This window comes from Shewanella sp. (assembly GCF_047975355.1).
Lineage (GTDB): Bacteria > Pseudomonadota > Gammaproteobacteria > Enterobacterales > Shewanellaceae > Shewanella.
Map to the genome: position 1 here is coordinate 1 of NZ_JBKEDJ010000056.1, position 26,502 is coordinate 26,502.

Here is a 26,502-nt window from a genome sequence, read left to right on the forward strand (position 1 = left end):
CTAAAATCATTGATTTATAATCCTTACTACTTAAATGATTTTTCCTTTGATACCCTTGGCAACAGGGGTTATCAATATATGACCTTATTTTTTAAAAGCAGTTTTTAATATGGTATAATTAATCATATAAACAAATCTCCATATTGATAGTTTCTGATGGACAGTAATTATCCTAGTTATTTGTAGTCATTGGTTTTTACAGTGACTATCAATATGGTGGTTGACTAGGCATTAATCGTCATTCTCTTTATAACAAATTTGTTATTAATTTTGATTGTAATTAGGAAATGCTGGGCAGTAAAATACTAGAAAAACTTTGGTAAGTGAGTTTCTAGTATTGGTTAATAATTTTTCGTGGAAATTATTAACCAAACTGTTCAGTATTTTTTTGTCTAAATTAAAAAAACCGACTTATTGATTAGCTTTTTACTAAATACAAATGTATTAGATAATACAAAATTAAACAATCAACCAATCAACGACCACGAATCGAATCTTGATATAATGTCATTGACATATTGACATACTTACCAATTCCAAATATCATCCATTCATTTTGTGGTCTTATAAAATATAAGAGATCCAAAATGCCTAAACACAATACAAATACCCCAAACAAAATTTTATACATTCACGAACATAATGCTGGTGCAGGGAAGACATTCGCTATTTGTTCAAAAATCAAAAACTCAAATAAAAAATACCTTATATCAGTACCTACCAAAAAACTGCAAGTAGAATATTCAAAATTGATTCCTGATGCACTTGTGATCAATGACGATAACACAAATGTAAATCAGTATATTGCATACCAACAAAGCATAATTGATGCACGTAGGGTTGTAATCATTACGCATGTAACACTCTTAACTCATGGCGATAAATTTGGACAACGCGAGTTAATTATTGATGAACTACCTAGTGACCTTATTTGCACAAAGCATTTAAAAACTACCGCATCTGATGCAGTAAAACTAGAGCAGGAAATTAAACTTTCATCTAATGACAACCTTCGGGATATTATAAAAAGATTTGAAAATGGTTCAGCGGAACACAGCGATAGTAAAATTGAATTGTTATCGGCAAAACTTAATAACAAATATTTTGCATATGAACCCACATCGGCTAATGAATATGTATATTTCCATTACTTATTTCTAGCCAATGGTTCTAAATTCGAAAACTATTCTATAATACACTTACTCGGGGCAAATCTCAGTGGCTCGATTGCAATTAAATATTTTACTGATTTAGCTGGATACAAATTAGCAAAAGGTGATTTAGTTGTTCGCGGTAATCCAATGGATCAGAAAGTCAGAATAGTACCGTTGTTAAAATTCGAAAATGGTCGGGACTTCATTAGTAAACCTGTACTAGAAAAATACTTTACTGAAATGTTAAAAGTCGTTCGTGACAACACTAAAGAAGGCGTCCTAATCGCTACTAATAACGACTTTAAACCTATGGTTATGGATGCACACTTTAAGGTCATAACACCAAAATCGCACGGTTTAAACGAATACAAGGATAGAACACAAGCAGCGGTGTTGTACTCAGCGAACCCCAATCCCTATGACATACCATTCATGCAAACGTGCGCAGAGGTTTTGGGGTTCGATAGCAATGTACTAGTAGATGCGTATGTGTTCGAGAACGTCCTAGATGTGGTCTACCAGACTGTGACCAGAACTGCTATTAGAAATCCTGAATATGAAGGTGAACTGACCTTCTTTGTTCCCGACAGTAGATGCGCAGATTTTTTAAGGGGCAAGTTCAAGAACGCTCATATTGATTGGTCATTGGCAATTGATGTTGCAGTTGACAAGGGCGGTGCGCAGTCTGGAAACACTAACAAAAAAAGTAAAGGATGCGCTGTTACTCAATTGCTAACCAAGCATGTCAATGCACCAAAGGCAAAGCGGCTTATTGATAAATTCTCTAAGGACAACGGGTTTGCACCTAATGCACTAGAACCTATCCATATTAAAAAATTGATAGAAGCAGCTACGTTAAATCGAGTACCGAAAGACTATTCGTTTAAAATTTAAGATAAAAAAACAACCAACTAGAACTTATTTTTAGTTGGTTTTTTTGTGTCCCAAAATCTAGATATTAACAAGATAGCGAATGTTAAAAACAGATCCGAACCCTGTTTAATAGTGGTCATGGCTTCGCCAATCGACTCCGCTTCGCTCCGTCGAATATTAAAATCAAGATCTTAAAGGAAGTCTGTTTAAAAGAGGTTTATTTTAACACTTTTTTATTGAGGTGAGGCGAAGCCGAACCGTGAGCGTAGCGAACTCAATCACTATGACAAGTTAGCAATGATGATACTCGCTACGCTCGATTCCTAGTTGAATAGTGATTAGTGATCATTGAACCAATCATTAGACGAACGCAGTGAGTCGTGAGCGTAGCGAACTCAATCACTATGACACTATGACACTATGACACTATGACTCAGGTTTGGATCTGTTTTTATCATTACCCAATCTATTAACTCGCTACGCTCGTAATCTCACTTCGTTCGATTTATGCAAATGAATAGAATATGAATAAGATCCAAACGATCCAAAATGGTGCGTAGATCTAATTATCTAATAATATTATTATAGAACTTTAGATCTACGTTTTAGTAAAAATTCTGTTAATTTACTATTGATTAAGATCATTTTGATCACAAAACCCACGCTATACGCAACATAACCGCAACCTGTCAGATTTGTTAAAAATCAATATTTACTCAGTAGTTATGAATAACTAATCACATACTTTCAATCCCCTGATAACCACACTCAATCAATGAACCTCGTTGAACCACGTTCGTCCTATGTGGTTTTGTGGTATCAGCCGATCCTGACCTGTTCTAAACCATGCTTTATGATACCAACCTACCCTTGCCTAACGCTCTAAACCAACCGCCAACCACGCTCAACCAATCCACTTTTGCCTATCCCTGATATTTTGACGTTGTATCAAAAAATCGTTTGTTGACTATATTTTTTGTCCACCAAAAACACACTACTAAATAAAGGTAGGTAAGAGGAAAATGAACAATGGAACAATTATTATCAACAGAAAACTTATTAAGCGAAACCTTGAGTTTATTGTCAGAATTAGGATATCAGGAATCAACTGAACCTCTGATTATTGAATCCGAGGCATTTGATTTATTAACAGAATCGAATAAACCGATCCAGTATATAGCTAAGATAATTTATGGCGGGCTGATTCAATTAACTGATAACACTAATACTATGAATCGTGGACTTTCGGTTATATTGCATAAGCAGAATTTTAAGAAAAATTATAGTCACCTGAAAAAAATAAATAACAAACACTTAGAAAAAGACCAACAAGATTTATTAGCAAAGCGTCTTGAGTCATTAACAAAAATATTCAGACAGTATGATATTGATGATGGAATTCTCAATGGCTCTATCATTAGTAAGAATACAGAGTCGTATTTCATATTAGACAAAAATGATTCGGGATTTATTTTTAAACTAATCCGAATTGAATTACCAACTGATGCAAGAACCCGATCCAAAGTAGGATATTACGAATCGCCTATCGATTTACATAAATTAAATAAAAGCTTTGTTGATTTCATATTAAAGTCAAATAGAGGCGGTGCTAGGTTAGGCGCTGGTAAAAAACCACAAATACAAAACAAGGAAGATTAAAAATGATTGGATTTATATCATTCATGATCTTCAACCTAGCAGTAATTACGCTGCATATATTAATTAAAAAGGATATTAAAAATGAACAATAGAAAAGACTACTATATAGAATATTATAAAAACAACAAACAAGACATAGCTAAAAGAAGAAATCTTGTGTATCAACAAAAGCAAATCCTATCCAGTTTTGATAAGTATTTTGTTGATTTAAGCTTATTCAATGAGACCGAAAAAGATAACTTCCATTCTAAAGAACTAGTACTAAAGTTTAAACAAAAAACTGGCATAACCTTAGACTATAAATTACTTCTCGATGTATATAAAGATTTCCTTTTAATTGCTTATCATTCAATAGGAAAACCAACAATTCAAGATTTAAATTTAGGTGTCATTTTAAAAAATCAATTATTGCTGTCTAGTTTTTATAAATTCATGAGTACAAAATCAGAATTTAAAGATCATAGAACATTACTATTGGCGCAACATGATGAAATTCGAATTCAACATGCTAAAGATTTAAAAACTCAAGAAATGCTGAAAGGAATTTAAAAATGAAAAACTCATTTAATTTTATCAAAGAGATCTCTTTAGAAATTGGAATATCACCAGTTATTAAAGATGGTTCAATTTTAATTTCAGATAATCTATTATCAGTCGTATCACGTGGGGATGACTATGTTTTAGTCAGTTTTCCATTGCCCGATGATGAAGTTTTCAGTGCCGTAAGTGTAGTATCAGACGAACTTAAAACACTGATTATACATGCTTATTGCGAACGCAGACAGTGGTTTATCAACGACCAAGAACGGATAAGACAAGAACAAGTGAATTTATTATTAGATCTTGAAACTCAATTAGAAAAACAATCCTAATAAGGAAGAAAATGGTTAACATACATTTAGAAAACGCAATTAGACAATTCATTGTAGCCTGTTATTTCACTAGACACAATGTTAATCGACACGGTGTACAAACTACGAAATACGATCTATCCGATGTTCTGAAATTAGGGAGCAAAACAACATTAGGTCGAATGACGGGATTAAGTAGCGACGAACTTCAACCTATTATCGAAGATGAGTTAAAGAAATTAACATTAACCATCGAACGCACTAATGAATTAAAGAAATTAAATTAAGGATATTGAAAAATGAAAGTAGTGAAACAATTCAGCAAATTATTATCTAATCATACTGGCCTAGTGTTCTTCGACGAATCATCAGCTAGAATTAATGAGCTAATTAATACCGTAGGTCGTTATGATCCTAATAACGGTGAATTTGTTTTTTTGGATGATGAATCACCAGCGGTTTTAAAATTAAAATCACTCATTAATAAAATATATACAGAAGTCGTTAGTATTGGTAATGGAAAATACTTTATTAACTTCGACGCTTCTAGAATTAAATCAAGCGAAAACAATTCAATTAGTGAATCAGTAATTAAATCAGAAATTGATTTATTAAATTCTCTATCTGAATCCGATAAAAGAATTAGAAAAGTAATGTACCGTGATTATTATATCGGCACTCTAGAAAACGATGATTTTTACATTAATGATGAATTCGCTGATGCTGAGGGACATTATTTTGACTTTTATGAATCGCACGGTATAGATGATGTACTAATCGATGATATTAAATCAACTGGTATAGATATTCTGAATATTGTTATTGATAAAATCAATAAAGCAAAAATTGAAAATTCAAATAAAGAAATTAAAGAATCTGCCCTAGATCATTGGTATGGTGATTTATCAAGTGCAGAACGAGAAGAAAAGGCAATGGCTATTATTAAACATCGTGAATCAACAGAACTAATTAATAATGCATTGAAGTGGGTGTAAAGGTATAAAGGTATAAAATGGAACAAATAACAAAACCAAATTATGACAGTGCTATTGTTGGCACTGCTGGCAAATCAAAACTATATCAAACAAGTAGAGTTATTGATGTATTTAATTTAACACATGATGTTGTCGGTGATGCATTTTCTAATTGCCTTATGAAGTTTGGCAAGACAGTTACCGACAAAGAAATCAATATAGCACAACAAGCTTATGACAACTTACTGGTTGAGATTGAAAAGAAAAAGCAAGCTGATTATGACCGATTTTTGGTATTAGATTTAATTCACAGTTACAAGATTTCATTAATAGATATTCGGGATTGTGTCATCAATACAAATAATGGCAAGGCGTTTTTATTGCCTGAAAATCATAAATTGGTAGGCAGGTATCACTCACAATCAGATGTTTTAAGCAGCGTCAATGACCAAGCGTTTACAGACATGATAAAAGCCCATTGCTTACCGTATGACAGCTTTGTTCTTGAGCCAGTCAGTAGATTGAATGTTGAACGACTTATCGAACCCGAAGACCTCGAACTAGACCTAGAAGAATAAATTTTTAACAAAAGGAAAAAAAGAGATGAGAACAACCTTCAAAGACAACCCCCAACAGGCTTCTATAGCTGGACTCAAGGGCGCAGAAACCCGCCGTAAGATGAAAGCCTATAAGGAACAACATAGAGCAGCAATGATAAGCAAGGCCGAAGAAATCGTTAGTGCTTTCATGGATAACAAGCCTGTTTTTGGTATTGACCTAAAGCCAGAGCTTAGGGAAAAAATCATTGAATCTGTGTTAACTGAGGTCACTATACAGTCACTTGTAGGCGCACTAAAACACAGGGACGAAGTAGATTTAATATTGCTTCGCCATGAGCTAACGAAATCAGGCAATCCCATTACTGGGGTAGATGGTTTAAACGAATCAGGTGAGCAATCGGACGCGCCCGCAATGCTAACCAATGCAGAACTAATGAGCTTAGTAGGTACACAGTCCGAAGCCAAGAGCAGACAATCTTATGACCCGTTAGGTGGTTTGCCAGACTTACAAGATTTGCCCGACCTAGGTGATGGTGATGATGATTTACCAGAACACTTTTTTACATGGTATCAAAGTCAACCCGAAGCTAGACAAGAATCTATCTTAAAGACATTTTTCCGTGATGACCTAGAACAACTGCTTAATCACGCTGGTAGACCAACACGCAAGGTATGCGACGAGCTTAATATTAGAGTTTAGTTATATATGGAAATCAATAAGAAATTGGGTATCCCCGAGATCATCAGTTTGTTTGGTGCGCTTGTCGGTTTGGTATTATGGTTAGGTGCGCTAGGCATACAGACAAAAAGCAATACTCAGGACATTCAATTGAATAAAGCAAGTATTTCGGCCTTAGAAACTCGTTACTACTCGACTGAACAGTTCAAGACCAAGCAGGAATCTATCAACGAAAACCAAGAAAAATTTAATCAACGGCTAGAGCAGACATTATCCGAGAACGCTAAGACGAACCAAGAGCTATACAAAGCGGTGCTCAAACTCCAAGTGTTCTTGGATAACCAATCCAAATGAAAAAACCCGATTACCTATGTAGGATTCGGGTTCTTTTATTGGAGAGCAGTCAAGTCTCATACCAAGTATTAACGTATCATGCTGAAAAGGCAGCGATCACATCGGTACACAGCTTTTTAAAATATTTATGCCCTTTCTTTGGCTGTGAGTGAATGACTCAATTTCAGTGTGCTGTTTGAAGCTTATTACTTTCCATCATCCCAAGCATTTAAGTAATCGGCCAGAACATCACCATGGCATGCTTCTGGTTTACAGAAACAACCTAGCCTCTTACCTGCCAACTTAAATACTTCTTTCTTTTCCTTATTTGGGAATTTCTCAAAGTCGAAGTCATACTTGAACTTCCGAATTACCTCTTCACGACTATGATTTTCTTCATGCATTGAATAAGGGTTACCCCAATATGATCCTCTACCGATATAGGAATAACTTGGAGTATCAACCTGTCCATTAAACTCTTTGTCTATTTTGATGTTTACAACTCTAGTTATAAGAATTCGAATTTCTCTAAGTGGAATCTTCTTGTTCTTGAGCAATTCCACTTCTTCAACAAACTCCTCACCATCATCAAATATAATGGCATGAGTTGGATGATGCGACTCCCAATTGTAGTCTTCCAGTATGCTTAAAGTGATAGCATTTTGACTCGAAAAGCGTTTAACAAACCCATTAAAATCGTTAGGGGTTAGTAACTGAAAGTCACTCATTCTGCTAGTGATTTTGCTCAGCTTTCTTTCGAACTTTGAGTAAGCCTTAAACTCTTTAGGATAAAGGATAAGCAACGTATTCATTTGTACAAATGTTTCACATCAAGGTTAAGGTTTGTCGTCTTGTTTAAATATTCAACAACAAGGCGTCGATGGCAGAAGTGAGGCTCATGCTCGCTGCAAAGCAAGCAACCGTGATCAAGTAGACTGGATGGAAGCTGTTTTTCAATGTTTCTTTGAGCCATTAAGTTTAAAAACTTATCCTCGTAACTCTTCCAAGAGATTTCTTTATTTTGATATGGCTTTAAGATTTCTATAGTTGGAGCTAACTCTGGCATATGTACATAATTTGTTTCACAAAGCTCTTTTAGAAAGAACTTTAAATCATCTCTCTTAGCAAAGCCCGATAACTGAGAAGTATTGTTCAATCGAACATCAATCAAGGTTTTAATACCTGAAGAGTTTAGGTAACCAAAGAACGACTCTGCTGTTTTTTTTGTGAACCCAATGGTATAGATATTCATGCCTTAAAATCCCTTTGTAGACCGCCCGAACGGTCAAAAATTGTAGCTACAAATTTATAGTGCATTTGTGTGCTTTCAAGAATAGGACTTAGACTTAGTACGATAGCATACTCATCACCATCAGGTAGTGTTAGCGTGATAGCATTACCTCCTTCAGGTGGATAATTATCTTTCAACATTTTTCGGGTAGCAGGGCAAGTTACTGAGATGTCACGGTATAATGTTCCATTGTAGTTAAATGAGGCTAAAGCTTTTCTTTTGTAGCGCTCTTCCCACTCATTATACTCGTTGGATAAGGTTATCTGGAATTGTGTAGGGCGAATCAGGTATAACGATGTTTCTACGTTACCCTCGTCAACATATCTCTTGGTAACTTTTTGTGTTGTTGTTTCCGCATCTAACCAGAGATCATCTGGATTATCCACAATATTAAAGATGCAATCGGCTCTAAATGTACTGTTCTTTGCCCAACTTTTATTTTTCTCTACAACAAAGTTATCAGGTTGTCCAGCTACGGTACAGTTTGAAGCGTAAGGAATATCCATGATATCTAGAACTTGAGTGTAACCTCGTTGATTCGAGTATCGATATTCGTTCTCTGTTATTGGTGCGATGGCTTCTCCAGCTTCGTTATAAAGCGAAGGGCGAACCCATTCGTGTACTCTTACTTTGTTGTTCGGCAAACTTTCACAGCGTTTACCTGCGATACACCGAGCCCCGTTTTTATATGATTTAGCTAATATTATAACTCTAACATCGTCCATAATTGACCGATCCAACAAAGGTTAAGATTAAAATATCATACATCCACTCTAAGTGGGTGTAGTGCATATTTTCTTGATTCTGAGATCTTAAGCGTTCTTAATCATTTCAGTAGGTTGTCACTATCTAGTTCTGAGTAAAATAAGCATCATGGTTGTAGTGATAGACAAAAATGGACCAGAAATATGTAGGTCGGCGGTATACGGTTCGGTACCAAATGTTGCCCGAAAAGCTAGTATACCCTCTGCGCCGTATATTATTTTCGTCCCTAAAAGTGAATTACAACCAGTATGGTACTTTATACTCAGTTATAGCTCGATTCAGACTTGGTAGTAGCAAGTATGAAACGTTATTACTCTCCTACACTCTTTTATATCAAAGAGTAACCTTCGATAAGCTGGTGTACTTGCTAGTACCACTATGCTTTGACCAATCAATGCTAGTTACTTGGTCATCGTTATTAGGCTGTGCAATTGTTAAGCAGTATCTGACCATTGCCCCATAAGAAGGCGTCATGCCCTTCGATTCTCTATTGAACAGCATTTCAATACCATCCTCTGAATCCTCAGAATCACCTTCACCAATTAATAACGGACTAAAGTACAGGCTACTTGGCTCAATCATTGTCCCACCAGAACACAGTATCATCATGTAATTAACTGGTGACTTGGTATCACAGACTATCTCAAGGTCAGTCCCTTCAATATAACTAAACTCATTGCTGATAACTTGCCCTGATGACTTGAGCAACGCTTCTATCGCTGGTGTACAAAGAAGGATGTTAGGTACAGCCGTAGTCGATTTCTTAATATCAGAAGCCATTAGCAAAGCTTGTGTGATTAGCTCGCGGCCTTTTTTGTACGAATCGCTAAAGCCTGATAAATCTAATGGTGACTCTTTTTTAGCGATACCGATAAGCGTGCATATAATGTCACTATTAATGGACTCGCTAACGACAGTCGATAGAACACCATCCACTAAGTAACTAGTATCACCACCGACTTTTTCAAGCTCTTCTAGTAGCTCAACGCTTGAGTCAAACTTGATAAGCCTTGCACCTACCTCAGAACGCCAGCGAGTTAGTACAAAATTACTTTGCTGCGGTACTGCTTGAATAGGTGCCTCACAAATGATTCTAAGCTTACCATCTAACGCCATGTCAAAGGCTTTTGTTGAGTCTAAGGCCAATGGAAAATCTTTAGAATCGATGACCTCATAAGCAATCCTATCTAGGTTAAATTTATTCCCTACTTGGTACTCTGCTAATTCATCAAAATCAGGTGCGGTATACGTAACCGCTGTTGAGTGGTCAATAAACACATCGGTTGATTCGGTGTTGTTAGTATCGTTACCTGATGCCTTTATCGCCATACCATAAACAGTCGCGATTGGTTGTCTGGTTGGTTGATAGTTGCATAGCTTTGAAAGCAACTTCTGTGATGTTTTTTTACTGACTGCAATCAGATGGTCTCTACCGCCTGACACATCGATTGATTCGGTTACTAGGTTGTCTAAATGCTTCATTTTCAATTCCTTTTTTATAGTATTTAGGTATTTATTGTTTCTTAACAAACACTTAAATTAAAAAAATGAATTTTCTACTTACAACATCAACCTAGGTTATTGGTCTGTCAGTTAGTCCCAATCAAGTGCCTCAACCACTTTAAGTAGGTTATCTATCTTGTATTCCTTTCCATAGCGGTCAAAGGTAATTGAACCATGAGAATGCCCCAATAACCCAGCGACTAAATCTGAGCTAAACTCCTTGTGTTTCAATTGTGTTGCTACTGCATGGCGTATCCCATGTAAGGTCTCTCGCTCGCCCCAATCGAGTTTCTTCTTGAAATAACAAAACCACTTAGAAACAGCATGGGAATATCCCCTAGCCTCTTTCTTAGGTAATTCAGGGAATAGGCGCAAGTGACCTAGGGAGCGTTGTCGTTCCACAAAGTGAAGAAAGCCCATTGCTATTAACTTGCTATGAATTGGGATAGCCCTTTCACTACTAGGAGTCTTGATAGACTGGTCTGGTCGATTGGCTCTGATAAGGATGCAGGGATGACCGTCAATTATCGTGAAGTCATCTAGATACAGTTGAGCTAACTCTCCGACTCTAGCGCCTGTGTATGCTGCAAGTCTTGGAAGCCAATATCTATATGAAAACCTCTGGTTACTGTGAAGTGGAGTCCCTTGGAATAATTGCTTTATTTGGAATGGGGTCAATGCCTCTCGCTCTTTGGATACCTTAACCTTTTCAGTCACCTGAATGCTCATACCGACCATAGGATTAGACGTCCCATAGTGAGACGATGCCCACTGTAATAAAGCAGTCACTCGAGTCAGGTATTTGTTGATAGTAGCAACTGAAAGGTCTTTCTTCGCGCTATAGTGCTGCTTATATTTCTGAGCCTTTTCCTTGGTGAACTGGTCAATTCGAATGTCGCCCAGCAAGGCAATCATGTCTTTATATGTCTTACGATTGGTAATTTCAGTTTGTTTAGACCATGCACCACCTAAGAGCTTTTCTCGACTGTATTCTTCTGCTACTTGGCTAAGCTTTGGCAAAGATGACGTACCAACAGTCTCCGAGTTAGACTTTGGGTAAACAACATTATCTGAATGAATGTCTTTAAGGTCAGCTAGTTCCATTGTGACAGATTGATACTCAGGGCTATGTTTACCTTCGACAATCAAACGTAAAGCTTTAAGAACATCCCATGATTTACGAATAGCTTCAAACTTGTCACGAGTCGACAATGAACGTCTCAGTTCTCGCTTTCCAATGACGTCCCTCTGGGTTTCAGGTACGACTATACGCGCATACCAAATGCCGTGACGAGATTGAAATAAGTAAGGGCTTGATAATGGTTTGGCTGAACTCAAGTGCACCACCTTGTGTACCACCAAGGCTTATCTCAAGCTAACCTATTGAAAAGATTAAAGAATGGAGGTTCCCCTAGAGCCGACACCCCGGCACACGAGTCGCTTGCTGCGGTTGCTCCCTTCCGGGCCTGGCCGAGTTCACAAGTTATCATTGCGGGGGGACCCTAGGGTCACCATAACTTCGAGTGCATCACACTAAGGATGATGACTGAACGACGCGGATTATCCCCCATGCCTCCTATGGGATCAAGTGTTAATCCGCCCGTTTGGCAAATATCCGGTTTAACTGGACAATCTATAGGCAAACCTACCTGATAAAAATGATAAAAGCCTGCTAGAGCAGGCTTTTTCTTATAATGACTTCATCAACAAGGGGTTAAACACTCCTTGCCCCTAGAGTTTAATCATATGGCGATTTTGCTCAATCAGCTTGGCACCAATCCCCGAGACATTCGCTAACTCATCGATAGCATTAAATTTACCATTTTGAGTCCGATAGTCTACGATGGCCTGCGCCTTAGCGGCGCCAATGCCCTTAAGTATTTGTAACTGCTCCGCAGAAGCGGTATTGATGTTCACTTGAGCTGAATCAGGCAAAGCTTGCTTGGCATCCGTTGCCATATTTTTAGCATCGGTTTTAGCTTGCGTTTGAACTTTAGTGACTTCTTTGACAGGATCGGCCGCCATCGCAGGTAATGCAAACAGGGCTGAAAATGCAATGGCACTCACCATCGCGGGTAAACGATGTTTTAGTTTCATAATGCTTCCTCTCTCCTTGAAATTCGGCCTTTCGTCCTACTTCCGTGGCCTTCAATCAAACATAGACGAAGCTTTTATGAATTTCAAAATGCCAAAGTACAAATATTATCCATAGCTAAAATAGCCTGCTTACTTGCGGGTTTTATCGCTGTCATAAAACAAAAAGGATGTCGTTAAAACATCCTTTATTTAACTAAAAGTCCGTTCGCCATTAAGTGAGCATTGCCAAAGCTTGGCTTAAATCGTCAATGATATCATCGCAATCCTCTAAGCCAATCGAGATACGCAGCAAATTATCACAGATCCCCGCAGCCTGACGCGCCTCTGGCGTGTAAGGGGAATGGGTCATTGAAGCGGGATGTTGGATAAGCGATTCCGCATCCCCCAGACTCACAGCGATTGAAAACAGTTTAAGATAACCGACAAACGCCATCGCCTGGGCAAGATCGGCTGCTAATTCAAAGGCAATCACGCCACCGGCACGCTTCATCTGCCCGCCGACAAATCGATGCCCTGAGTGAGACTCAAGCCCAGGATAATACACTCGCATCACGGCTGGGTGCTGTTCCAAAAACTCTGCGACACGCTGGGCGCTTTCACAATGGCGCTGCAAGCGCACATCTAAGGTTTTAAGCCCCCGCAGGATAAGCCAAGCATCATGGGGCGAGATCACTGCCCCAATATCTTTTAGGATTTCATACTTCACTCTGTGTAGCTGCTCTTCGCTCCCACAGACGATGCCCGCAATCACATCACCGTGCCCATTCAAATATTTAGTCGCACTGTGCACCACTAAATCGATACCAAATGCTAGGGGTTGCTGCAGTAGCGGTGTCATAAAAGTATTATCAACAATGCTAACCAGTTGATGTTGTTTCGCAATATCGGCGATGGCTTTAAGATCAAACACTTGTAGATGAGGATTGACCGGCGTTTCACAGAAAATGACCCGAGTATTGGGTTTAATTGCCTGCTCAATCGCTGCCAAATCGGTAAAGTCGACTAAGGTCACTTCGATACCGAAACGGGCAAATTGACTGGTCATAAGGGCAAAAGTGCACCCATATACCGCATTAGAAGCCACAAGATGATCGCCCATCTGCAAATTGGCGAGTAAGGCCGCCGACACCGCCCCCATGCCTGATGCCGTTGCTGCCGCCGCTTCTGCCCCTTCTAAAATCGCCATCTTACGTTCAAGCTCTGCAATGGTCGGATTACCAAGGCGAGTATAAATGTAACCGGGTTCGTTACCCGCAAAACGCTCGCCGCCTTGCTGCGCCGATTCAAATACAAAGGTCGCCGTCTGATAAAGCGGTGTCACTAAAGTGCCAAAGGCTTCTCGCTCATGTCCGGCATGGATGGTTTGTGTCGCCGCTTTCCACATCTTGCTCGATTCATCTTGCATTGCTCACTCCTTGTTATTGCAGTGTACTCACTCGCTTGTTGTTTCATTGTTCGTTTGAATGAGTTCATGCTTTGCTTATTAATATGTCCTATTGATAAGTTAATGAAACATTAGCCCTATCGAATAAGCACTAACATACCCCGCCGAGCGAGTGAAGCCAGTACCATGGTGAAAATAGCAACAGAATGGCTGTAACTAAGTTGTTACATTCAAGGCTTTGTGGCAGGGAATAAGCGATAAAAATGCGCTAACGACGTTATCATTAGCGCATTAAGATCAAACATTAAAGCGGATTTAAGCTTAACTATTTCTCTTTGGAGCTAGTTTTAAGTTCAGCAGCCTCTAATTGGGTTTTAAGGGCATCTCGTCCCTCCTTAGTCAATAACTTACCAGCAAACTGCTTGAGCTCAATCAACAACTCTTGATGAACTTTCGACAATTTTGGACGCTGCTCTTCCCTAAAACCGATAGGTCGGCACAGCGCCATGGCTTGATAGCCTAAGCGCGCAGTTAATAGACCACCACCCAAGCCTTGGGCAAGCCGTGCAGATAATTTCCCCGTCATCTCGACCGACAGCAGTTGAGTGCCCAAGTCAGTGACTAACTCACTGGTTCCCGCATAGATAATGTTAATAATAATGCTGCGAATTAGTTTAATCCGGCTCCAATAGCCTAACTCAATCCCATAGCAAGCGGCGACATCACGCAACATGCGTTGGTTACGCCACAGAATGATCGCCATATCCAAAGCCGCAAGCGGGCTCGCGGCAAGCAATACAGCCGACTCAGCCGCATATCTACGCACGATTTTTTTCGCAAGCTCGTCCCGCTCGGTAAGCACTAAGTCCTCAAATAACAGTACTTTTTCGGCATCGTTGTGTTCATCTTTGAGCGACTGACGCAGCCGTTGCAGCCCCTGACTTTCGGGATAATGGCGAACAATATTATCGATAAAGCTATCGGCCTCACCCATTTGCATACTCTGGGCAAGCCTTGCGCCCGTATTCTGCGTATCGGCAACCTGTTTTAGGCGTTTTAATTTACGATACTCGCCAACAGCGCCTACCATGGCCCAACTGCCAACTAAGCCGAGTACAACACCATAAAAGCTAAATAACCAAGGGCTTGCCAGCCATGCATCCCGTAAACCTAATCCCGTTTGGACTAAAATCAGCAACAATAGCCCAATGACGGAAAAGCGCGCCAGCCAAGACCAACGGCGAGATTGATGCAACTTGGGGCGAATGGATGCCACGTCTAATGCCTGCGGATGGGTCGCTAAGGCATCATCGACAACCTCATCCACCTCTTTTATGGGAATTTGTGACGCAAAAGCTTGTGCACTCTTGAGTTCATCTGGCGCGGACTGAAGTTTGACCTTGTCAGAATCAAATACTTGTTGTTTTTTAAGCGACTGGGATCCGAGTGTATCCGTGGATACCTTCTTATTCCCCCCGTTCGTATGTGACTCATTTGAATGTGGTAACAAATCTAAACTCATTCCAGTTTATCCCCCACGAGATACTGCAGAAGGTGGTCGAGACGGATATGGTCAAAGTGCACCGAAGATGGATCGACATTGCTTTTATTCGGCGGTGCAAACCCTATAAAATTAAAGCCCTGATCGCGCCAAAAGTTGGGTTCAGGTAAGCGAGTGGGCACTTCGCCGGGAAACAAGGTCAGGGCTTGGCCGTTCAATCCTGTTCCCTGCACCACTTCCACATCTCCTTCTTGGGTAGTCACCATGCCGTGGCGCGTCGCCTTAATCGCACTAATGGCCATAGTCTCGACTTTACAACCATCGAAACTGGCAAAGTGCTGACTGTGTTTAAGCATATCGGTGAGCAGGGATAACACATGACTTTGTTGATCTCGCGTCACATGGTCAACCTTACTGGCGACAAACAGTAAGCGGTCAATTCGCGGCGCGAACAAACGGCGTAAGTAGCTGGATTGGCCGTACTGGAAACTCTCCATAATGGCATTTAACGCGGCCCCCATATCCTCAAACTGTGACTTGCCACGGTTTAAGGCACTGAAGCAATCGACGAGCACTAACTGGCGATCGAACCCAGCAAAGTGCTGTTTATAAAAAGGTTTAACCACCTTTGCCACATATTCTTGATAACGTTTTTCCAGGACATGGAAAGCGCTGTGTTTATCGCTTTGCTTAAGCTCGCTCCACTGGCTGTCGGTCACCGATAACAGCGGGAAAAACGCCAGTAACGGTGCGTCTTGCCACTCCCCTGGTAACAACATCCGCCCGGGTTGCGCCTGATAATAGCCCTGCACATGCACTAAATCGTACAATAGTTGCTGATACTGATCGGCAACTCGTTTCAGTACCAGCTCATCGGCCGCAGCGGCTAAATTTAACGCACTTAACGAGGTTTGAAACTCGGCATACAAGGGCGAGCTTTTTAACACGGCGACACGTTGCTGCTGCGCAGTACACCACTCGATAAAGCTTTGACGCAGCATGGGCAAATCTAACAACCACTCACCGGGATAATCGACAATATCCAAATACAGGGTGGCGGTATCGGCAAACTTGGCAAGCAGGCCCTTTTGCGGCTGATATTTGATGGCTAAACGCAGCTCAGAAATAGTGCGGGTCGATGCCGGCCAAGTCGGAGGATTTGAAGTGAGCGCTAACATAGCGCCCTGATAATCGAAGCTGGCAATCTCGAGATCCGGCTGCATCGCTCGCTTTACACCAAGCAAACGTTGCTCACGGCTCACTTGCCATAAGGATAAAGCATTCGCGTTGCGGGAATGGGATACCTGAGAAGTCACACCGCTATTGAGTAGTTGATTGACTAAACCGGTAATAAATGCGGTTTTCCCTGCGCCCGATAATCCAGTCACCGCGAGTCGTAAATGCCTGTCGGCCGTTCTATGGAGTAGGGATTGGCTCTTTTGAGTTAATTTATGGAGCGAAACATCAAGCATTCCCATAAGGATGTCCCTAAATGTTGAATGAGGTTAACTATACACTGGAATTGACGAGAGATTAAGCAACAAGGGCGGACATGGCCGCCCTTTAGAGGGATTACAAACTATTGATTTGTCTTTTTAAATCAAAATTATCAGAAGTCACATGGCGTTCCAGGTTTTGTAGTCTCACCTCTAGGCTTCTAAATTGACGACTGACGTCGCTCAGCGCTTGTTTAGCTGGCTCTCCAGATTGCCAAGGTTTCTTCTTCACCTCAATGTCATCCCTGGCCGTACTATTTTGAGGTTTGATATCGAGTATCACCCATAACGCAACATAGATGATAAAAACAACACCAGATCCCCCTAATAGGAAGATAGAAACCGCAAGTACACGCACTAACCATGTTTCAATTGCAAAGTATTCGGCTATCCCCGCACACACACCTGCGACTTTACCTGACTGGGGAATGCGATACAAAGTACGGCCACTAGTTCCTCTCATGTTTGCCCCTCCATTCAGGCGATTCTGAATCCAGAATGGCCTCTAAGGTTTCGATGCGTGCAGCCATCTTATCGGCTTTGGCAATCAAATCATTGAGTTGTGAAAACTCTTCCTCAGTGAGTCCCTGGCTCACTTGTCGCTTACTGCGATAATGAAGAACTAACCATATTGGCGCCACCACTATCATAAAGATGATAATCGGTGCCATGAGTATGTCCATATCCATAACTCACCTCTGAAATTGTTATTCTTTTGATTTAGTTGGTGCTTTGCCTTTCACTTTAGCCTTCAATGCTTCCAGCTCGGCATTAACTGAATCTTCGGCTTCCAACGCGGCAAACTCATCGGCTAAGGTCTTTTTATTACCCAGATCGTAGGATTCAACCTGCGCTTCTAGCCCTTCGACACGGCGCTCATATTGCTCAAACTTGAGCATGGCGTTGTCAATTTTGCTTGAATCTAACTGCTTCTTCACTTCTAAACGTGATGAGGCAGTTTGAGTGCGCAAAATAATGGTTTTTTGGCGCGCTTTTGCGTCTAACAGTTTTTCCTGTAGCAAACCCACTTCGTCTTTTAAACGTGCGATATGCTCATCTAGGACTGCCAACTCTTGGTTTAAGGTATCGACTAAACCTGCTGCTTTTTGTTTTTCAACTAAAGCCGCTTTGGCTAAATCTTCACGGTCCTTTGAAAGAGCCAGTTCGGCTTTGTCTTGCCAATCCTGAACTTGTTCTTCAACACGGTTGATACGACGGATTAATTCTTTCTTTTCCGCTAACACTTTTGCTGAAGTTGAACGAACTTCTACCAGTGTATCTTCCATCTCTTGGATGATCAGACGAACCATTTTTTCAGGGTCTTCTGCTTTATCGAGTAATGCGCTGATATTAGAGTTAATGATATCGGCGAAACGAGAGAAAATTCCCATAATGCTATCCTCAAATTGATGTTGGTCTCGCTTAGGGTAATACACTAAGTGTGCCAACTTTTATTTTTTATTTAAATTCATACAGATAAACATGTTATTAACTTTTTCTTTATTTTATGGCTCAAGCCACTTATTATCATTTTCACCAAAATTTAGCGCTAACGACTAAAAAATATCGTGGATAATAAATTTCAGCAAGACAACCTCATCGGCCAATCAAACGCCCTACTCGAAGTCTTAGAGCATGTCTCACAGATAGCGCCACTCTCTAAACCTGTACTGATTATTGGTGAGCGGGGAACGGGTAAAGAGCTAATTGCTGAACGTTTACATTATCTGTCTAAACGCTGGGATCAAAGTTTTATTAAGCTAAATTGTTCATCTTTGAGTGAAAACTTACTCGAAAGTGAGTTATTCGGCCATGAATCGGGGGCTTTTACTGGCGCTAAAGGCAAACACGAAGGCCGCTTTGAACGGGCCGACGGTGGCACCCTGTTCCTCGATGAATTAGCTAACACCTCGGGTTTAATCCAAGAAAAACTGTTGCGTGTTATCGAATACGGGGAGTTTGAACGTGTCGGCGGCAGTAAAACCATTCAAGCGGATGTGCGCCTTATCTGCGCTGCCAACGAGGATTTACCCTCACTGGCCGAGGCCGGTGAATTTAGGGCCGACTTACTCGACCGTTTAGCATTCGATGTTATCACCTTACCGCCGCTGCGTTGCCGCCCCGAAGATATCATGACCTTAGCCGAATATTTTGCCGTGGGTATGGCACGGCAACTCAAACTGGAGCTATTTAGTGGCTTTAGTGCTAACGCGATAGATCAGCTGATGAGCCATGACTGGCCGGGTAATATTCGCGAACTTAAAAACGTGGTCGAGCGCAGTGTGTATCGAAACAGTGGTGAGAATCGCCCCATTGAGCAGATTATTCTCGACCCCTTCGCCTCACCCTATCGCCCAATCACTCGAGTGCGTACCCGCGAGCGTCAAGTCACGACAACTCAATCGCCGCAGGTAAGTGCTGCCGTCGCGGCTATCACAACCGATACCGAGGTTGCTGTCAGTTCTGAGCCTATGACAAATAATTTTAGTTTTCCCTTAGACTTTAAAGAGCAAACCGAGCGTTACGAGATGGAGCTTATTCAACAGGCCTTATCGGCCAGTCAGTACAATCAAAAGAAGACGGCTGAAATCCTTGGTTTAAGCTATCACCAGCTGCGCGGCATCTTGAAAAAGTACAATTTGCTCGATAAAGCATAAGCAGATTGCCCACGGGCGAGATGCACTGCTAAAATAGCCGTTCATAGTCGATAAAATAATGATTTATAAATGAGTGTGCTAATAAGACGCCTGTGCCTAACAACTGCAGTTTTCTGCATGAGTGGGTTGTTGGTAGCATGTGGCCCCCAACGACTCCCTTCCGGTTTGGTCTATTGTTCCGAAGGGAATCCCGAGTCTTTTAATCCGCAGTTGGTGACCTCTGGCACCACCATCGACGCCACCTCACACCAAATTTATAGCCGCTTAGTGGACTATGATGCGATCTCAGGTCAACTGGTGCCAGCACTTGCAACCAGCTGGGCCGAAAGTGATGATGGTTTAAGTTATCGCTTCACCCTAAGGGAGAATGTTAAGTTTCAACATTCGTCCCGTTTTAAACCGAGTCGCGACTTTAACGCCGACGATGTGCTGTTTTCCTTCAATCGGATTATCGACAAACATCACCCTTACCATGGCGTATCACGTACCGGTTATCCCTTTTTCCAAAGTATTGGCTTTTCAGAACAAGTTAAAAGTGTCGAAAAAATCAATGATCACGAGGTTATCTTTCGGCTAGCGCGCAAAGATGCGTCGTTTTTATCAAATCTCGCCACCGACTTTGCCGTCATCCTCTCCAGCGAATATGCCGATCAGCAACTAGCACTAGGGCACCCTGAAAATCTCGATCATTTTGCCATAGGCACAGGGCCTTTTACCTTAGTGCATTACGCCAAAAACGAATATATTCGCTATCGCCGTAATCCAGACTTTTGGGGAGAGCCCGCCAAAGTCGATATGCTGATCTACGATATCACTCCCAAAAGCACAGCGAGACTCGCGAAACTAATTGCCGGCGACTGCAGCGTATCGGCCCTGCCCAAGGCGGGAGAACTGCCCGTTATCAAGCAACATGAACAGCTGAGTATTGAGTCACAACCAGGCCTTAACATCGCCTTTTGGGCCTTTAATACTCAAAAACCGCCATTGGATGATGTGCGCGTGCGCCGCGCCCTCGCCTATGCCGTGGATAAACAAAATATCTTACGCGCCGTGTATCAAAACACGGCAATAGAGGCTATTGGCGTGCTACCACCTGCGTCTTGGGCCTACGATAGCAATAAAAAACTGTTAGATTACAATCCGCAAAAAGCGCGCGAACTGTTGAAAGAAGCTGGGATAAAAAATCTCAGCATCGATATTTGGGCCATGCCCGTCGCCCGTGCTTACAACCCTAATGCACTGAAAACTGCGGAATTAATTCAATCCGACTTAGCCAATATTGGCGTTAAGGTCAATATTATCAGCTACGACTGGAGCGTTTTTAGCCAAAGGTTGAGCCGCGATGAATATGACTCTGTACTCATCGGTTGGAACGCCGATAACAGCGATCCCGACAACTTCTTCACCCCCCTACTCAGTTGCTCGGCGATGCAATCAAACAATAATCGCTCTCGCTGGTGCAATAAAGAGTTTGATGCCATTTTAGACAGAGCAAGGGAAGTCTCGACTCAAGCCGAGCGCAAAGCGATTTACCAAGAGGCCGAAGCCTTCTTAGCCGAACAAGTGCCAATGTTAAGTCTGGCCCATGCTAAACGTGTCGCCCTCACCCGCAGCAACATCCATGATATGCAACTGACCCCCTTTGGTGGCATCTCCTTTGCACATACCAGTCAAGCTGAGCAGGAGACACAATGATGTTCAGATACCTGTTTCGGCGCCTCAATCTGTTTCTGGCCACCTCACTGGTAATGGTCGGCGTGTTGTTTTACGCAACAGGGTTATTTCCCGTTGAACGTACCTTGGCCCTCACGGGGATCCATGCCCCCTCGGCCAGTCAACTGGTACAAATTGAACAGGACTATAAGTTAGATAGCAATCAGGCTATTCAGTTTATTGCCTATTTGCAGCAAAGACTGAGCGGCAATTTGGGTGTATCCGTGACCTCCCACCAAAGCGTGGCTGAAGAGTTAAGGTCGGTTCTGCCAGCCTCCTTCGAACTTGCCGTAATGGCGGCGGTGATTGCCATTGGCTTAGGTGTGCCGCTAGGGGTGCTCGCCTCACAAAGCCAACATAAACTCACCCAAAATACCATTATGGCCATTACCCTCACAGGGTATTCTGTGCCCGTGTTCTGGCTAGGTTTGTATCTGTCACTCTGGTTCGGGGTTGACCTTGGTTGGCTGCCAATCTCTGGGCAACTCAATCTGTTGTACGAGATAAAACCTGTCACGGGTTTTATGCTGGTCGATATTTTACTGTCCGATTCTGAATATCGAATTTCAGCCTTTAAAGATGCGCTGCTGCACATAATACTGCCCGCCACCACACTCGCGGTGTTACCTTTTACCGTGGTAGTGCGCAGTACCCGCTCTGCGATGATGAATGTGATGAACCAAACCTTTATCCGCGCGGCCGAAGCCAGAGGTATGCACACCAACACCATTATTTTGCGCCACGCCTTACCAAACGCATTAATCCCAGTTTTAAAACACCTAGGCTTAATGCTGGGTGCGTTTGCGAGCTATGCGATTGTTGTTGAAATGATTTTCTCTTGGCCTGGCGTGGGCTCTTGGCTGGTGTCGGGGATTTATCAGCGGGATTATACGGTTATCCAAGGCGGGATCTTAGCCGTGGCCTTGCTGATCATCTTTTTAAGTATTTTGATTGAAGTGCTACATACCGTCTTCAATCCATTGAGCAGAAAAGATCTTTATGCCTCCAGTTAAAATTTATCAGGAAGATCAAATCGCCTCACCCATGATGCGGGTCTGGCAGAATTTTTCGGCAAACCCCTTTGCCTTAGCGGGCCTGTGGACTATTGCTTTTCTGCTACTGCTCACCCTCTTCGGGCCCATGATTGCGCCCTTCTCCCCTGAGGCACAAGATCCACGGGCCTTACTATTGTCGCCCTCTTGGGATCCATCCGGCACAGTGGCGCACTTTTTAGGCACAGATGATCTTGGCCGAGATATCTTTAGCCGCTTACTGCATGGGGCGCATTTAACCTTCGGCATGGCGCTGATGATCGTCGGTACCGCCCTGTTTATGGGGTTTATCATCGGCTCCATCTCCGGCATGATGCGTGGGTTAAAATCCAGTATTTTAGGTCACTTGCTCGATGCTTTGCTGTCTATCCCTTCGCTGCTGATGGCGATTTTAGTCGTCGCTGTGATGGGGCCTGGGCTTGACAACGTCTTTTGGGCCGTGGGCATTGCCTTAACGCCGCAGTTTGTGCGCTCGATTCATCAATCGGTGCATGAAGAGTTACAGAAAGAATACGTGACTGCCGCCCGTTTAGACGGTGCCAATTCGCTACAAATTTTTTGGTATGTGATCATGCCAAACGTCTGGGAAGTGGTGATTATTCAAACCACTTTAGCCATTTCCGCCGCGATTTTAGATATTGCCGCCCTAGGTTTTTTAAGCCTTGGCGCCCAAGCCCCAAGCCCAGAATGGGGTGCAATGGTCGCACAAGGCATGGATAATTTATTGACCGCACCTTGGACTGTGACCATTCCAGGGCTTGCGATTCTTTTTAGTGTGCTTGCCATTAACTTGGTGGGCGATGGCTTGAGATCGGCGCTTGCGCCCATCAGAAACTAACCTATGCCATTACTTGACGTTAGAAACCTGACGATTGAACTCGATACGCCCCACGGCAAAGTGCGCGCGCTGGAGAAAGTGAGTTTGACCCTCAATGCGGGGGAAATTCATGGTCTTGTGGGTGAATCCGGCTCGGGTCGTAGTCTGCTCGCCAGAGCCATCTTAGGGATCCCAGGCCCTAACTGGACCATTACTGCCGACCGCATGATGTGGGATGGCAATAATCTGATGACCATGACCTCGAAGGAGCGCCGGAATCTGATGGGCTCGGATATGGCGATGATCTTCCAAGACCCATCTGGCAGCCTTGACCCTTCGCAAACCGTGGGTAGCCAGTTGATGCAGGCCATGCCTAAAAATCCTAAGGCTTACTTTTGGCAAAAGCACAAACATGCCAAACAGACGGCGCAAAAATGGCTGCATAAGGTCGGGATTAAGAATCCGCAAAAAGTCATGTCCAGCTATGCTTGGGAGCTTTCGGAAGGCGAATGCCAAAAAGTGATGATCGCCATGGCGATCGCCAACCAACCGCGATTATTGATTGCCGACGAGCCGACAAGCTCAATGGAGCTCAGCACACAGGCACAGATTTTCCGTCTGCTATCACAGCTTAACCAGCTGCAAAACGTGTCGATTTTAATCATCAGTCATGAGCTTGAGACCCTCGCCCAGTGGTGCGATCACTTATCCGTGCTCTACTGCGGCCAAGTGATGGAGTCCGGTCCAACGGATGAACTGATTAATCAGCCCTATCATCCATACACTAAGGCGCTATTAGATAATATGCCGGATTACTCAGGGATAGAGGCACACAAAACGATTATGCCAACCCTGCCAGGCTCTGCACCTGCACTGCAACATCTCCCCATAGGGTGCCGTTTAGGGCCAAGATGCCCTGAGGCGCAAAAGAAATGCGTAAATCAACCAAGTTTGAGTCATTCACGAGACCGCTACTTTGCCTGCCATTTCCCTTACCACGGTGAAACGACAAATGACGACCCCACTGCTTAAAGTTAACGATCTCTTTAAGAGGTACGATACTGGCTATAAAGGCTTTACTCGCCAATATAACGATGCCTTAGCACCGGTTTCCTTTGAATTAAACCGCGGTGAAACCTTGGCTATTGTAGGTGAAGCGGGCTCAGGCAAGAGTACGTTAGCACGTATTCTTGTGGGCGCAGAGCCCCGCAGCGGCGGTGAAATTTACTTCGAGGGCGAGGCGCTTGATAGTCGCAATATCAAGCAGCGCTGTCGACTTATTCGAATGATTTTCCAAGATCCCAATACCTCACTCAACCCAAGGCTCACCATTGGCCAATTACTGGATGAACCCTTGCGCTTTAACACTGAGTTATCCGCCAAGGAGCGTAGTGGCCAAGTGATTGATACCTTAAGGAAGGTCGGTTTATTGCCCGAACATGCAGAATTTTATCCGCATATGATTTCCGAAGGCCAGAAACAACGGGTTGCGGTGGCGCGGGCACTGATGCTCAACCCTAAGATCATCATCGCCGATGAGGCCTTAACCGCCTTGGATCTCTCGGTTCGTTCACAAATCCTCAATCTGCTGCTGAAATTGCAAAAAGACTTAGGCTTGTCCTATATCTTCGTGTCCCATAACCTCAATATTATTCGCCATGTCAGCGATAAAATTATGGTGTTACACAAAGGGGTAATGGTTGAGAAAGCCCCCACAGAACAGATATTTAATTCGCCTCAACACGAATATACCCAAAGGCTTATTCAGGAGCAGAGCCTGTTTGTTCATAAGCGTTAAACTGCTCCAACCACTTAAATATTCAGGCAAATTGGCTAAAAATAGATGCCATTTAATCGCCGAAGTATTTATCCTATTGGTCATTTTGATAGAAGAAGCTTAAACATGATTATCAAACCCAAAATTCGTGGATTCATTTGTACCACTACTCATCCCGTTGGTTGTGAAGCTAACGTTCAAGAACAAATTGCCTTAACCAAAGCGAAAGGCAAAATTGCCAATGGTCCGAAGAAAGTCCTCGTTGTTGGTTCATCCAGTGGCTATGGCCTGTCTTCACGCATTGCAGCCGCCTTTGGTAGCGATGCAGCAACGATTGGTGTGTTCTTCGAAAAGCCTGGGACTGAAGCGAAACCAGGCACTGCTGGCTGGTACAATTCAGCCGCATTTGACAAGTTTGCTAAAGCGGAAGGTTTATATTCAAAGAGCATCAACTGCGATGCCTTTAGCCATGAAGCAAAGCAAAAAGTCATCGAGCTTATTAAGCAAGATTTAGGTCAAGTTGATATGGTGGTCTATTCATTAGCATCCCCTGTGCGTAAACTGCCTGACTCTGGTGAGCTGGTGCGTTCTGCACTAAAACCCATAGGTGAAGTGTATACAGCGACTGCAGTTGATACGAATAAAGACTGTATTATCGAAGCCACGGTTGAGCCTGCAACTGAGCAAGAAATTGCCGATACCGTAACAGTCATGGGCGGCCAAGATTGGGAACTGTGGATGAACGCGCTCGCTGAAGCAGGCGTATTGAGCGACAACTGCAAAACTGTTGCTTACAGCTATATCGGCACTGAGTTAACTTGGCCAATCTACTGGCACGGCGCACTGGGTAAAGCCAAAATGGACTTAGACCGTGCGGCTAAAGCCTTAAATGATAAGCTAGCGGCCAAAGGCGGCAGCGCAAACGTTGCAGTACTGAAGAGCGTTGTGACCCAAGCCAGCTCTGCCATCCCTGTAATGCCACTGTATATTGCGATGGTGTTTAAGAAGATGCGCCAAGAAGGCCTGCACGAAGGCTGTATGGAGCAAATCTATCGCATGTTCAGCGAACGCTTGTTCCGTGCCGATGGTGCAAAACCAGAAACCGACAGCGACAACCGTCTGCGTTTAGACGATTGGGAACTGCGTGAAGATATCCAGCAGCATTGCCGTGATCTGTGGCCACAAGTGACCACGGAAAATCTGTCAGAACTGACCGATTATCAAGAATATAAAGCCGAGTTCATCAAGCTATTTGGCTTTGGCATCGAAGGCATAGACTACGATGCAGATGTTAATCCATACGTTGAGTTCGATGTGATCGAGCTCTAATCAAGTAGTTGAATAATTTATGTAAAACGCCACCCTT

Annotated in this window: 27 protein-coding genes and 1 other RNA gene; 15 read left to right on the forward strand and 13 right to left on the reverse strand. The window is 42.6% G+C overall.

Features of this window, described 5'->3' with window-relative positions; genetic code table 11:
* Window positions 1-587 precede the first annotated feature (587 nt).
* The 8 genes from ACK5NH_RS14905 (at window position 588) to ACK5NH_RS14940 (ending at window position 7,104) form a co-directional block, all read left to right on the forward strand.
* The gene (locus ACK5NH_RS14905) at window positions 588-2,048 is read left to right on the forward strand and encodes a hypothetical protein (RefSeq protein WP_416921295.1); all 1,461 of its coding nucleotides are present in this window, start codon (window positions 588-590) and stop codon (window positions 2,046-2,048) included.
* 1,008 nt (window positions 2,049-3,056) lie between these two features.
* Window positions 3,057-3,686 (forward strand): hypothetical protein, encoded by a 630-nt coding sequence (locus ACK5NH_RS14910; protein ID WP_416921297.1) that lies wholly within the window; start codon window positions 3,057-3,059, stop codon window positions 3,684-3,686.
* Window positions 3,687-3,767: 81 nt separating this feature from the next.
* Window positions 3,768-4,235, forward strand: coding sequence for a hypothetical protein (locus ACK5NH_RS14915; protein WP_416921299.1), 468 nt, complete (start codon window positions 3,768-3,770; stop codon window positions 4,233-4,235).
* Window positions 4,236-4,237: 2 nt separating this feature from the next.
* Window positions 4,238-4,558: a hypothetical protein gene (locus ACK5NH_RS14920; protein ID WP_416921301.1), complete on the forward strand. Its 321-nt coding sequence runs from the start codon at window positions 4,238-4,240 to the stop codon at window positions 4,556-4,558.
* Window positions 4,559-4,836: 278 nt separating this feature from the next.
* Entirely contained in the window at window positions 4,837-5,532 is a 696-nt protein-coding gene (locus ACK5NH_RS14925; protein ID WP_416921303.1) for a hypothetical protein, read from the forward strand.
* A gap of 17 nt (window positions 5,533-5,549) precedes the next feature.
* Complete coding sequence (locus ACK5NH_RS14930) at window positions 5,550-6,089, forward strand: hypothetical protein (RefSeq protein WP_416921305.1); 540 nt, start codon at window positions 5,550-5,552, stop codon at window positions 6,087-6,089.
* Window positions 6,090-6,114: 25 nt separating this feature from the next.
* Entirely contained in the window at window positions 6,115-6,771 is a 657-nt protein-coding gene (locus ACK5NH_RS14935; protein WP_416921307.1) for a hypothetical protein, read from the forward strand.
* A 6-nt stretch (window positions 6,772-6,777) separates the two neighbouring features.
* Window positions 6,778-7,104 (forward strand): hypothetical protein, encoded by a 327-nt coding sequence (locus tag ACK5NH_RS14940; protein WP_416921309.1) that lies wholly within the window; start codon window positions 6,778-6,780, stop codon window positions 7,102-7,104.
* Window positions 7,105-7,289: 185 nt separating this feature from the next.
* Here ACK5NH_RS14940 and ACK5NH_RS14945 read toward each other — a convergent pair whose 3' ends face one another.
* From ACK5NH_RS14945 to pspA, 13 genes are all read right to left on the reverse strand, one after another.
* A complete protein-coding gene (locus ACK5NH_RS14945) occupies window positions 7,290-7,895 on the reverse strand; it encodes a DUF4326 domain-containing protein (RefSeq protein ID WP_416921310.1) in 606 nt (201 codons plus the stop codon).
* Window positions 7,892-8,335 (reverse strand): DUF488 family protein, encoded by a 444-nt coding sequence (locus ACK5NH_RS14950; RefSeq protein ID WP_416921312.1) that lies wholly within the window; start codon window positions 8,333-8,335, stop codon window positions 7,892-7,894. The genes ACK5NH_RS14945 and ACK5NH_RS14950 overlap by 4 nt, the downstream gene beginning before the upstream one ends.
* Window positions 8,332-9,099, reverse strand: a complete 768-nt coding sequence (locus ACK5NH_RS14955; RefSeq protein WP_416921314.1) for a dual OB domain-containing protein — start codon at window positions 9,097-9,099, stop codon at window positions 8,332-8,334. The genes ACK5NH_RS14950 and ACK5NH_RS14955 overlap by 4 nt, the downstream gene beginning before the upstream one ends.
* Before the next feature lie 373 nt (window positions 9,100-9,472).
* A complete protein-coding gene (locus tag ACK5NH_RS14960; protein WP_416921316.1) occupies window positions 9,473-10,621 on the reverse strand; it encodes a hypothetical protein in 1,149 nt (382 codons plus the stop codon).
* 111 nt (window positions 10,622-10,732) lie between these two features.
* Complete coding sequence (locus ACK5NH_RS14965) at window positions 10,733-11,980, reverse strand: tyrosine-type recombinase/integrase (protein WP_416921318.1); 1,248 nt, start codon at window positions 11,978-11,980, stop codon at window positions 10,733-10,735.
* A 70-nt stretch (window positions 11,981-12,050) separates the two neighbouring features.
* Window positions 12,051-12,148, reverse strand: an RNA gene (gene ffs / locus ACK5NH_RS14970) — signal recognition particle sRNA small type.
* A gap of 225 nt (window positions 12,149-12,373) precedes the next feature.
* Complete coding sequence (locus tag ACK5NH_RS14975; RefSeq protein ID WP_416921320.1) at window positions 12,374-12,739, reverse strand: ComEA family DNA-binding protein; 366 nt, start codon at window positions 12,737-12,739, stop codon at window positions 12,374-12,376.
* 211 nt (window positions 12,740-12,950) lie between these two features.
* Complete coding sequence (gene megL / locus ACK5NH_RS14980) at window positions 12,951-14,144, reverse strand: methionine gamma-lyase (protein ID WP_416921322.1); 1,194 nt, start codon at window positions 14,142-14,144, stop codon at window positions 12,951-12,953.
* A gap of 304 nt (window positions 14,145-14,448) precedes the next feature.
* Window positions 14,449-15,645: a TIGR01620 family protein gene (locus ACK5NH_RS14985; protein WP_416921324.1), complete on the reverse strand. Its 1,197-nt coding sequence runs from the start codon at window positions 15,643-15,645 to the stop codon at window positions 14,449-14,451.
* Window positions 15,642-17,102 (reverse strand): YcjX family protein, encoded by a 1,461-nt coding sequence (locus ACK5NH_RS14990; protein ID WP_416921326.1) that lies wholly within the window; start codon window positions 17,100-17,102, stop codon window positions 15,642-15,644. Before ACK5NH_RS14990 ends, ACK5NH_RS14985 begins: the two co-directional genes overlap by 4 nt.
* Window positions 17,103-17,196: 94 nt before the next feature.
* Window positions 17,197-17,583, reverse strand: a complete 387-nt coding sequence (gene pspC, locus ACK5NH_RS14995; protein ID WP_416921328.1) for an envelope stress response membrane protein PspC — start codon at window positions 17,581-17,583, stop codon at window positions 17,197-17,199.
* Window positions 17,570-17,809, reverse strand: coding sequence for an envelope stress response membrane protein PspB (gene pspB, locus ACK5NH_RS15000; protein ID WP_011071929.1), 240 nt, complete (start codon window positions 17,807-17,809; stop codon window positions 17,570-17,572). Before pspB ends, pspC begins: the two co-directional genes overlap by 14 nt.
* 18 nt (window positions 17,810-17,827) lie before the next feature.
* Window positions 17,828-18,511: a phage shock protein PspA gene (pspA, locus tag ACK5NH_RS15005; protein WP_416921331.1), complete on the reverse strand. Its 684-nt coding sequence runs from the start codon at window positions 18,509-18,511 to the stop codon at window positions 17,828-17,830.
* Window positions 18,512-18,688: 177 nt separating this feature from the next.
* On the opposite strand from pspA, the gene pspF reads away from it, so the two are divergent.
* The 7 genes from pspF (at window position 18,689) to fabV (ending at window position 26,465) form a co-directional block, all read left to right on the forward strand.
* Complete coding sequence (pspF, locus tag ACK5NH_RS15010) at window positions 18,689-19,777, forward strand: phage shock protein operon transcriptional activator (RefSeq protein WP_416921333.1); 1,089 nt, start codon at window positions 18,689-18,691, stop codon at window positions 19,775-19,777.
* A gap of 69 nt (window positions 19,778-19,846) precedes the next feature.
* Entirely contained in the window at window positions 19,847-21,472 is a 1,626-nt protein-coding gene (locus ACK5NH_RS15015) for an ABC transporter substrate-binding protein (RefSeq protein WP_416921335.1), read from the forward strand.
* Window positions 21,472-22,503 (forward strand): ABC transporter permease, encoded by a 1,032-nt coding sequence (locus ACK5NH_RS15020; protein ID WP_416921431.1) that lies wholly within the window; start codon window positions 21,472-21,474, stop codon window positions 22,501-22,503. The genes ACK5NH_RS15015 and ACK5NH_RS15020 overlap by 1 nt, the downstream gene beginning before the upstream one ends.
* Window positions 22,490-23,380, forward strand: coding sequence for an ABC transporter permease subunit (locus ACK5NH_RS15025; protein ID WP_416921337.1), 891 nt, complete (start codon window positions 22,490-22,492; stop codon window positions 23,378-23,380). Before ACK5NH_RS15020 ends, ACK5NH_RS15025 begins: the two co-directional genes overlap by 14 nt.
* 3 nt (window positions 23,381-23,383) lie before the next feature.
* Complete coding sequence (locus tag ACK5NH_RS15030; protein WP_416921339.1) at window positions 23,384-24,391, forward strand: oligopeptide/dipeptide ABC transporter ATP-binding protein; 1,008 nt, start codon at window positions 23,384-23,386, stop codon at window positions 24,389-24,391.
* Window positions 24,372-25,157: an ATP-binding cassette domain-containing protein gene (locus tag ACK5NH_RS15035; RefSeq protein ID WP_011626595.1), complete on the forward strand. Its 786-nt coding sequence runs from the start codon at window positions 24,372-24,374 to the stop codon at window positions 25,155-25,157. The genes ACK5NH_RS15030 and ACK5NH_RS15035 overlap by 20 nt, the downstream gene beginning before the upstream one ends.
* 105 nt (window positions 25,158-25,262) lie before the next feature.
* Window positions 25,263-26,465, forward strand: a complete 1,203-nt coding sequence (gene fabV, locus ACK5NH_RS15040) for an enoyl-ACP reductase FabV (protein WP_416921341.1) — start codon at window positions 25,263-25,265, stop codon at window positions 26,463-26,465.
* Window positions 26,466-26,502 lie beyond the last annotated feature (37 nt).

Excerpts from the sequence above, each read along its gene's own strand:
- ACK5NH_RS14905 (WP_416921295.1), top strand. The coding sequence starts at position 588 with ATGCCTAAACACAATACAAATACCCCAAACAAAATTTTATACATTCAC.
- ACK5NH_RS14910 (WP_416921297.1), top strand. The coding sequence starts at position 3,057 with ATGGAACAATTATTATCAACAGAAAACTTATTAAGCGAAACCTTGAGT.
- ACK5NH_RS14915 (WP_416921299.1), top strand. The coding sequence starts at position 3,768 with ATGAACAATAGAAAAGACTACTATATAGAATATTATAAAAACAACAAA.
- ACK5NH_RS14920 (WP_416921301.1), top strand. The coding sequence starts at position 4,238 with ATGAAAAACTCATTTAATTTTATCAAAGAGATCTCTTTAGAAATTGGA.
- ACK5NH_RS14925 (WP_416921303.1), top strand. The coding sequence starts at position 4,837 with ATGAAAGTAGTGAAACAATTCAGCAAATTATTATCTAATCATACTGGC.
- ACK5NH_RS14930 (WP_416921305.1), top strand. The coding sequence starts at position 5,550 with ATGGAACAAATAACAAAACCAAATTATGACAGTGCTATTGTTGGCACT.
- ACK5NH_RS14935 (WP_416921307.1), top strand. The coding sequence starts at position 6,115 with ATGAGAACAACCTTCAAAGACAACCCCCAACAGGCTTCTATAGCTGGA.
- ACK5NH_RS14940 (WP_416921309.1), top strand. The coding sequence starts at position 6,778 with ATGGAAATCAATAAGAAATTGGGTATCCCCGAGATCATCAGTTTGTTT.
- ACK5NH_RS14945 (WP_416921310.1), bottom strand. The coding sequence starts at position 7,895 with ATGAATACGTTGCTTATCCTTTATCCTAAAGAGTTTAAGGCTTACTCA.
- ACK5NH_RS14950 (WP_416921312.1), bottom strand. The coding sequence starts at position 8,335 with ATGAATATCTATACCATTGGGTTCACAAAAAAAACAGCAGAGTCGTTC.
- ACK5NH_RS14955 (WP_416921314.1), bottom strand. The coding sequence starts at position 9,099 with ATGGACGATGTTAGAGTTATAATATTAGCTAAATCATATAAAAACGGG.
- ACK5NH_RS14960 (WP_416921316.1), bottom strand. The coding sequence starts at position 10,621 with ATGAAGCATTTAGACAACCTAGTAACCGAATCAATCGATGTGTCAGGC.
- ACK5NH_RS14975 (WP_416921320.1), bottom strand. The coding sequence starts at position 12,739 with ATGAAACTAAAACATCGTTTACCCGCGATGGTGAGTGCCATTGCATTT.
- megL (WP_416921322.1), bottom strand. The coding sequence starts at position 14,144 with ATGCAAGATGAATCGAGCAAGATGTGGAAAGCGGCGACACAAACCATC.
- ACK5NH_RS14985 (WP_416921324.1), bottom strand. The coding sequence starts at position 15,645 with ATGAGTTTAGATTTGTTACCACATTCAAATGAGTCACATACGAACGGG.
- ACK5NH_RS14990 (WP_416921326.1), bottom strand. The coding sequence starts at position 17,102 with ATGGGAATGCTTGATGTTTCGCTCCATAAATTAACTCAAAAGAGCCAA.
- pspC (WP_416921328.1), bottom strand. The coding sequence starts at position 17,583 with ATGAGAGGAACTAGTGGCCGTACTTTGTATCGCATTCCCCAGTCAGGT.
- pspB (WP_011071929.1), bottom strand. The coding sequence starts at position 17,809 with ATGGATATGGACATACTCATGGCACCGATTATCATCTTTATGATAGTG.
- pspA (WP_416921331.1), bottom strand. The coding sequence starts at position 18,511 with ATGGGAATTTTCTCTCGTTTCGCCGATATCATTAACTCTAATATCAGC.
- ACK5NH_RS15015 (WP_416921335.1), top strand. The coding sequence starts at position 19,847 with ATGAGTGTGCTAATAAGACGCCTGTGCCTAACAACTGCAGTTTTCTGC.
- ACK5NH_RS15020 (WP_416921431.1), top strand. The coding sequence starts at position 21,472 with ATGTTCAGATACCTGTTTCGGCGCCTCAATCTGTTTCTGGCCACCTCA.
- ACK5NH_RS15025 (WP_416921337.1), top strand. The coding sequence starts at position 22,490 with ATGCCTCCAGTTAAAATTTATCAGGAAGATCAAATCGCCTCACCCATG.
- ACK5NH_RS15030 (WP_416921339.1), top strand. The coding sequence starts at position 23,384 with ATGCCATTACTTGACGTTAGAAACCTGACGATTGAACTCGATACGCCC.
- ACK5NH_RS15035 (WP_011626595.1), top strand. The coding sequence starts at position 24,372 with ATGACGACCCCACTGCTTAAAGTTAACGATCTCTTTAAGAGGTACGAT.
- fabV (WP_416921341.1), top strand. The coding sequence starts at position 25,263 with ATGATTATCAAACCCAAAATTCGTGGATTCATTTGTACCACTACTCAT.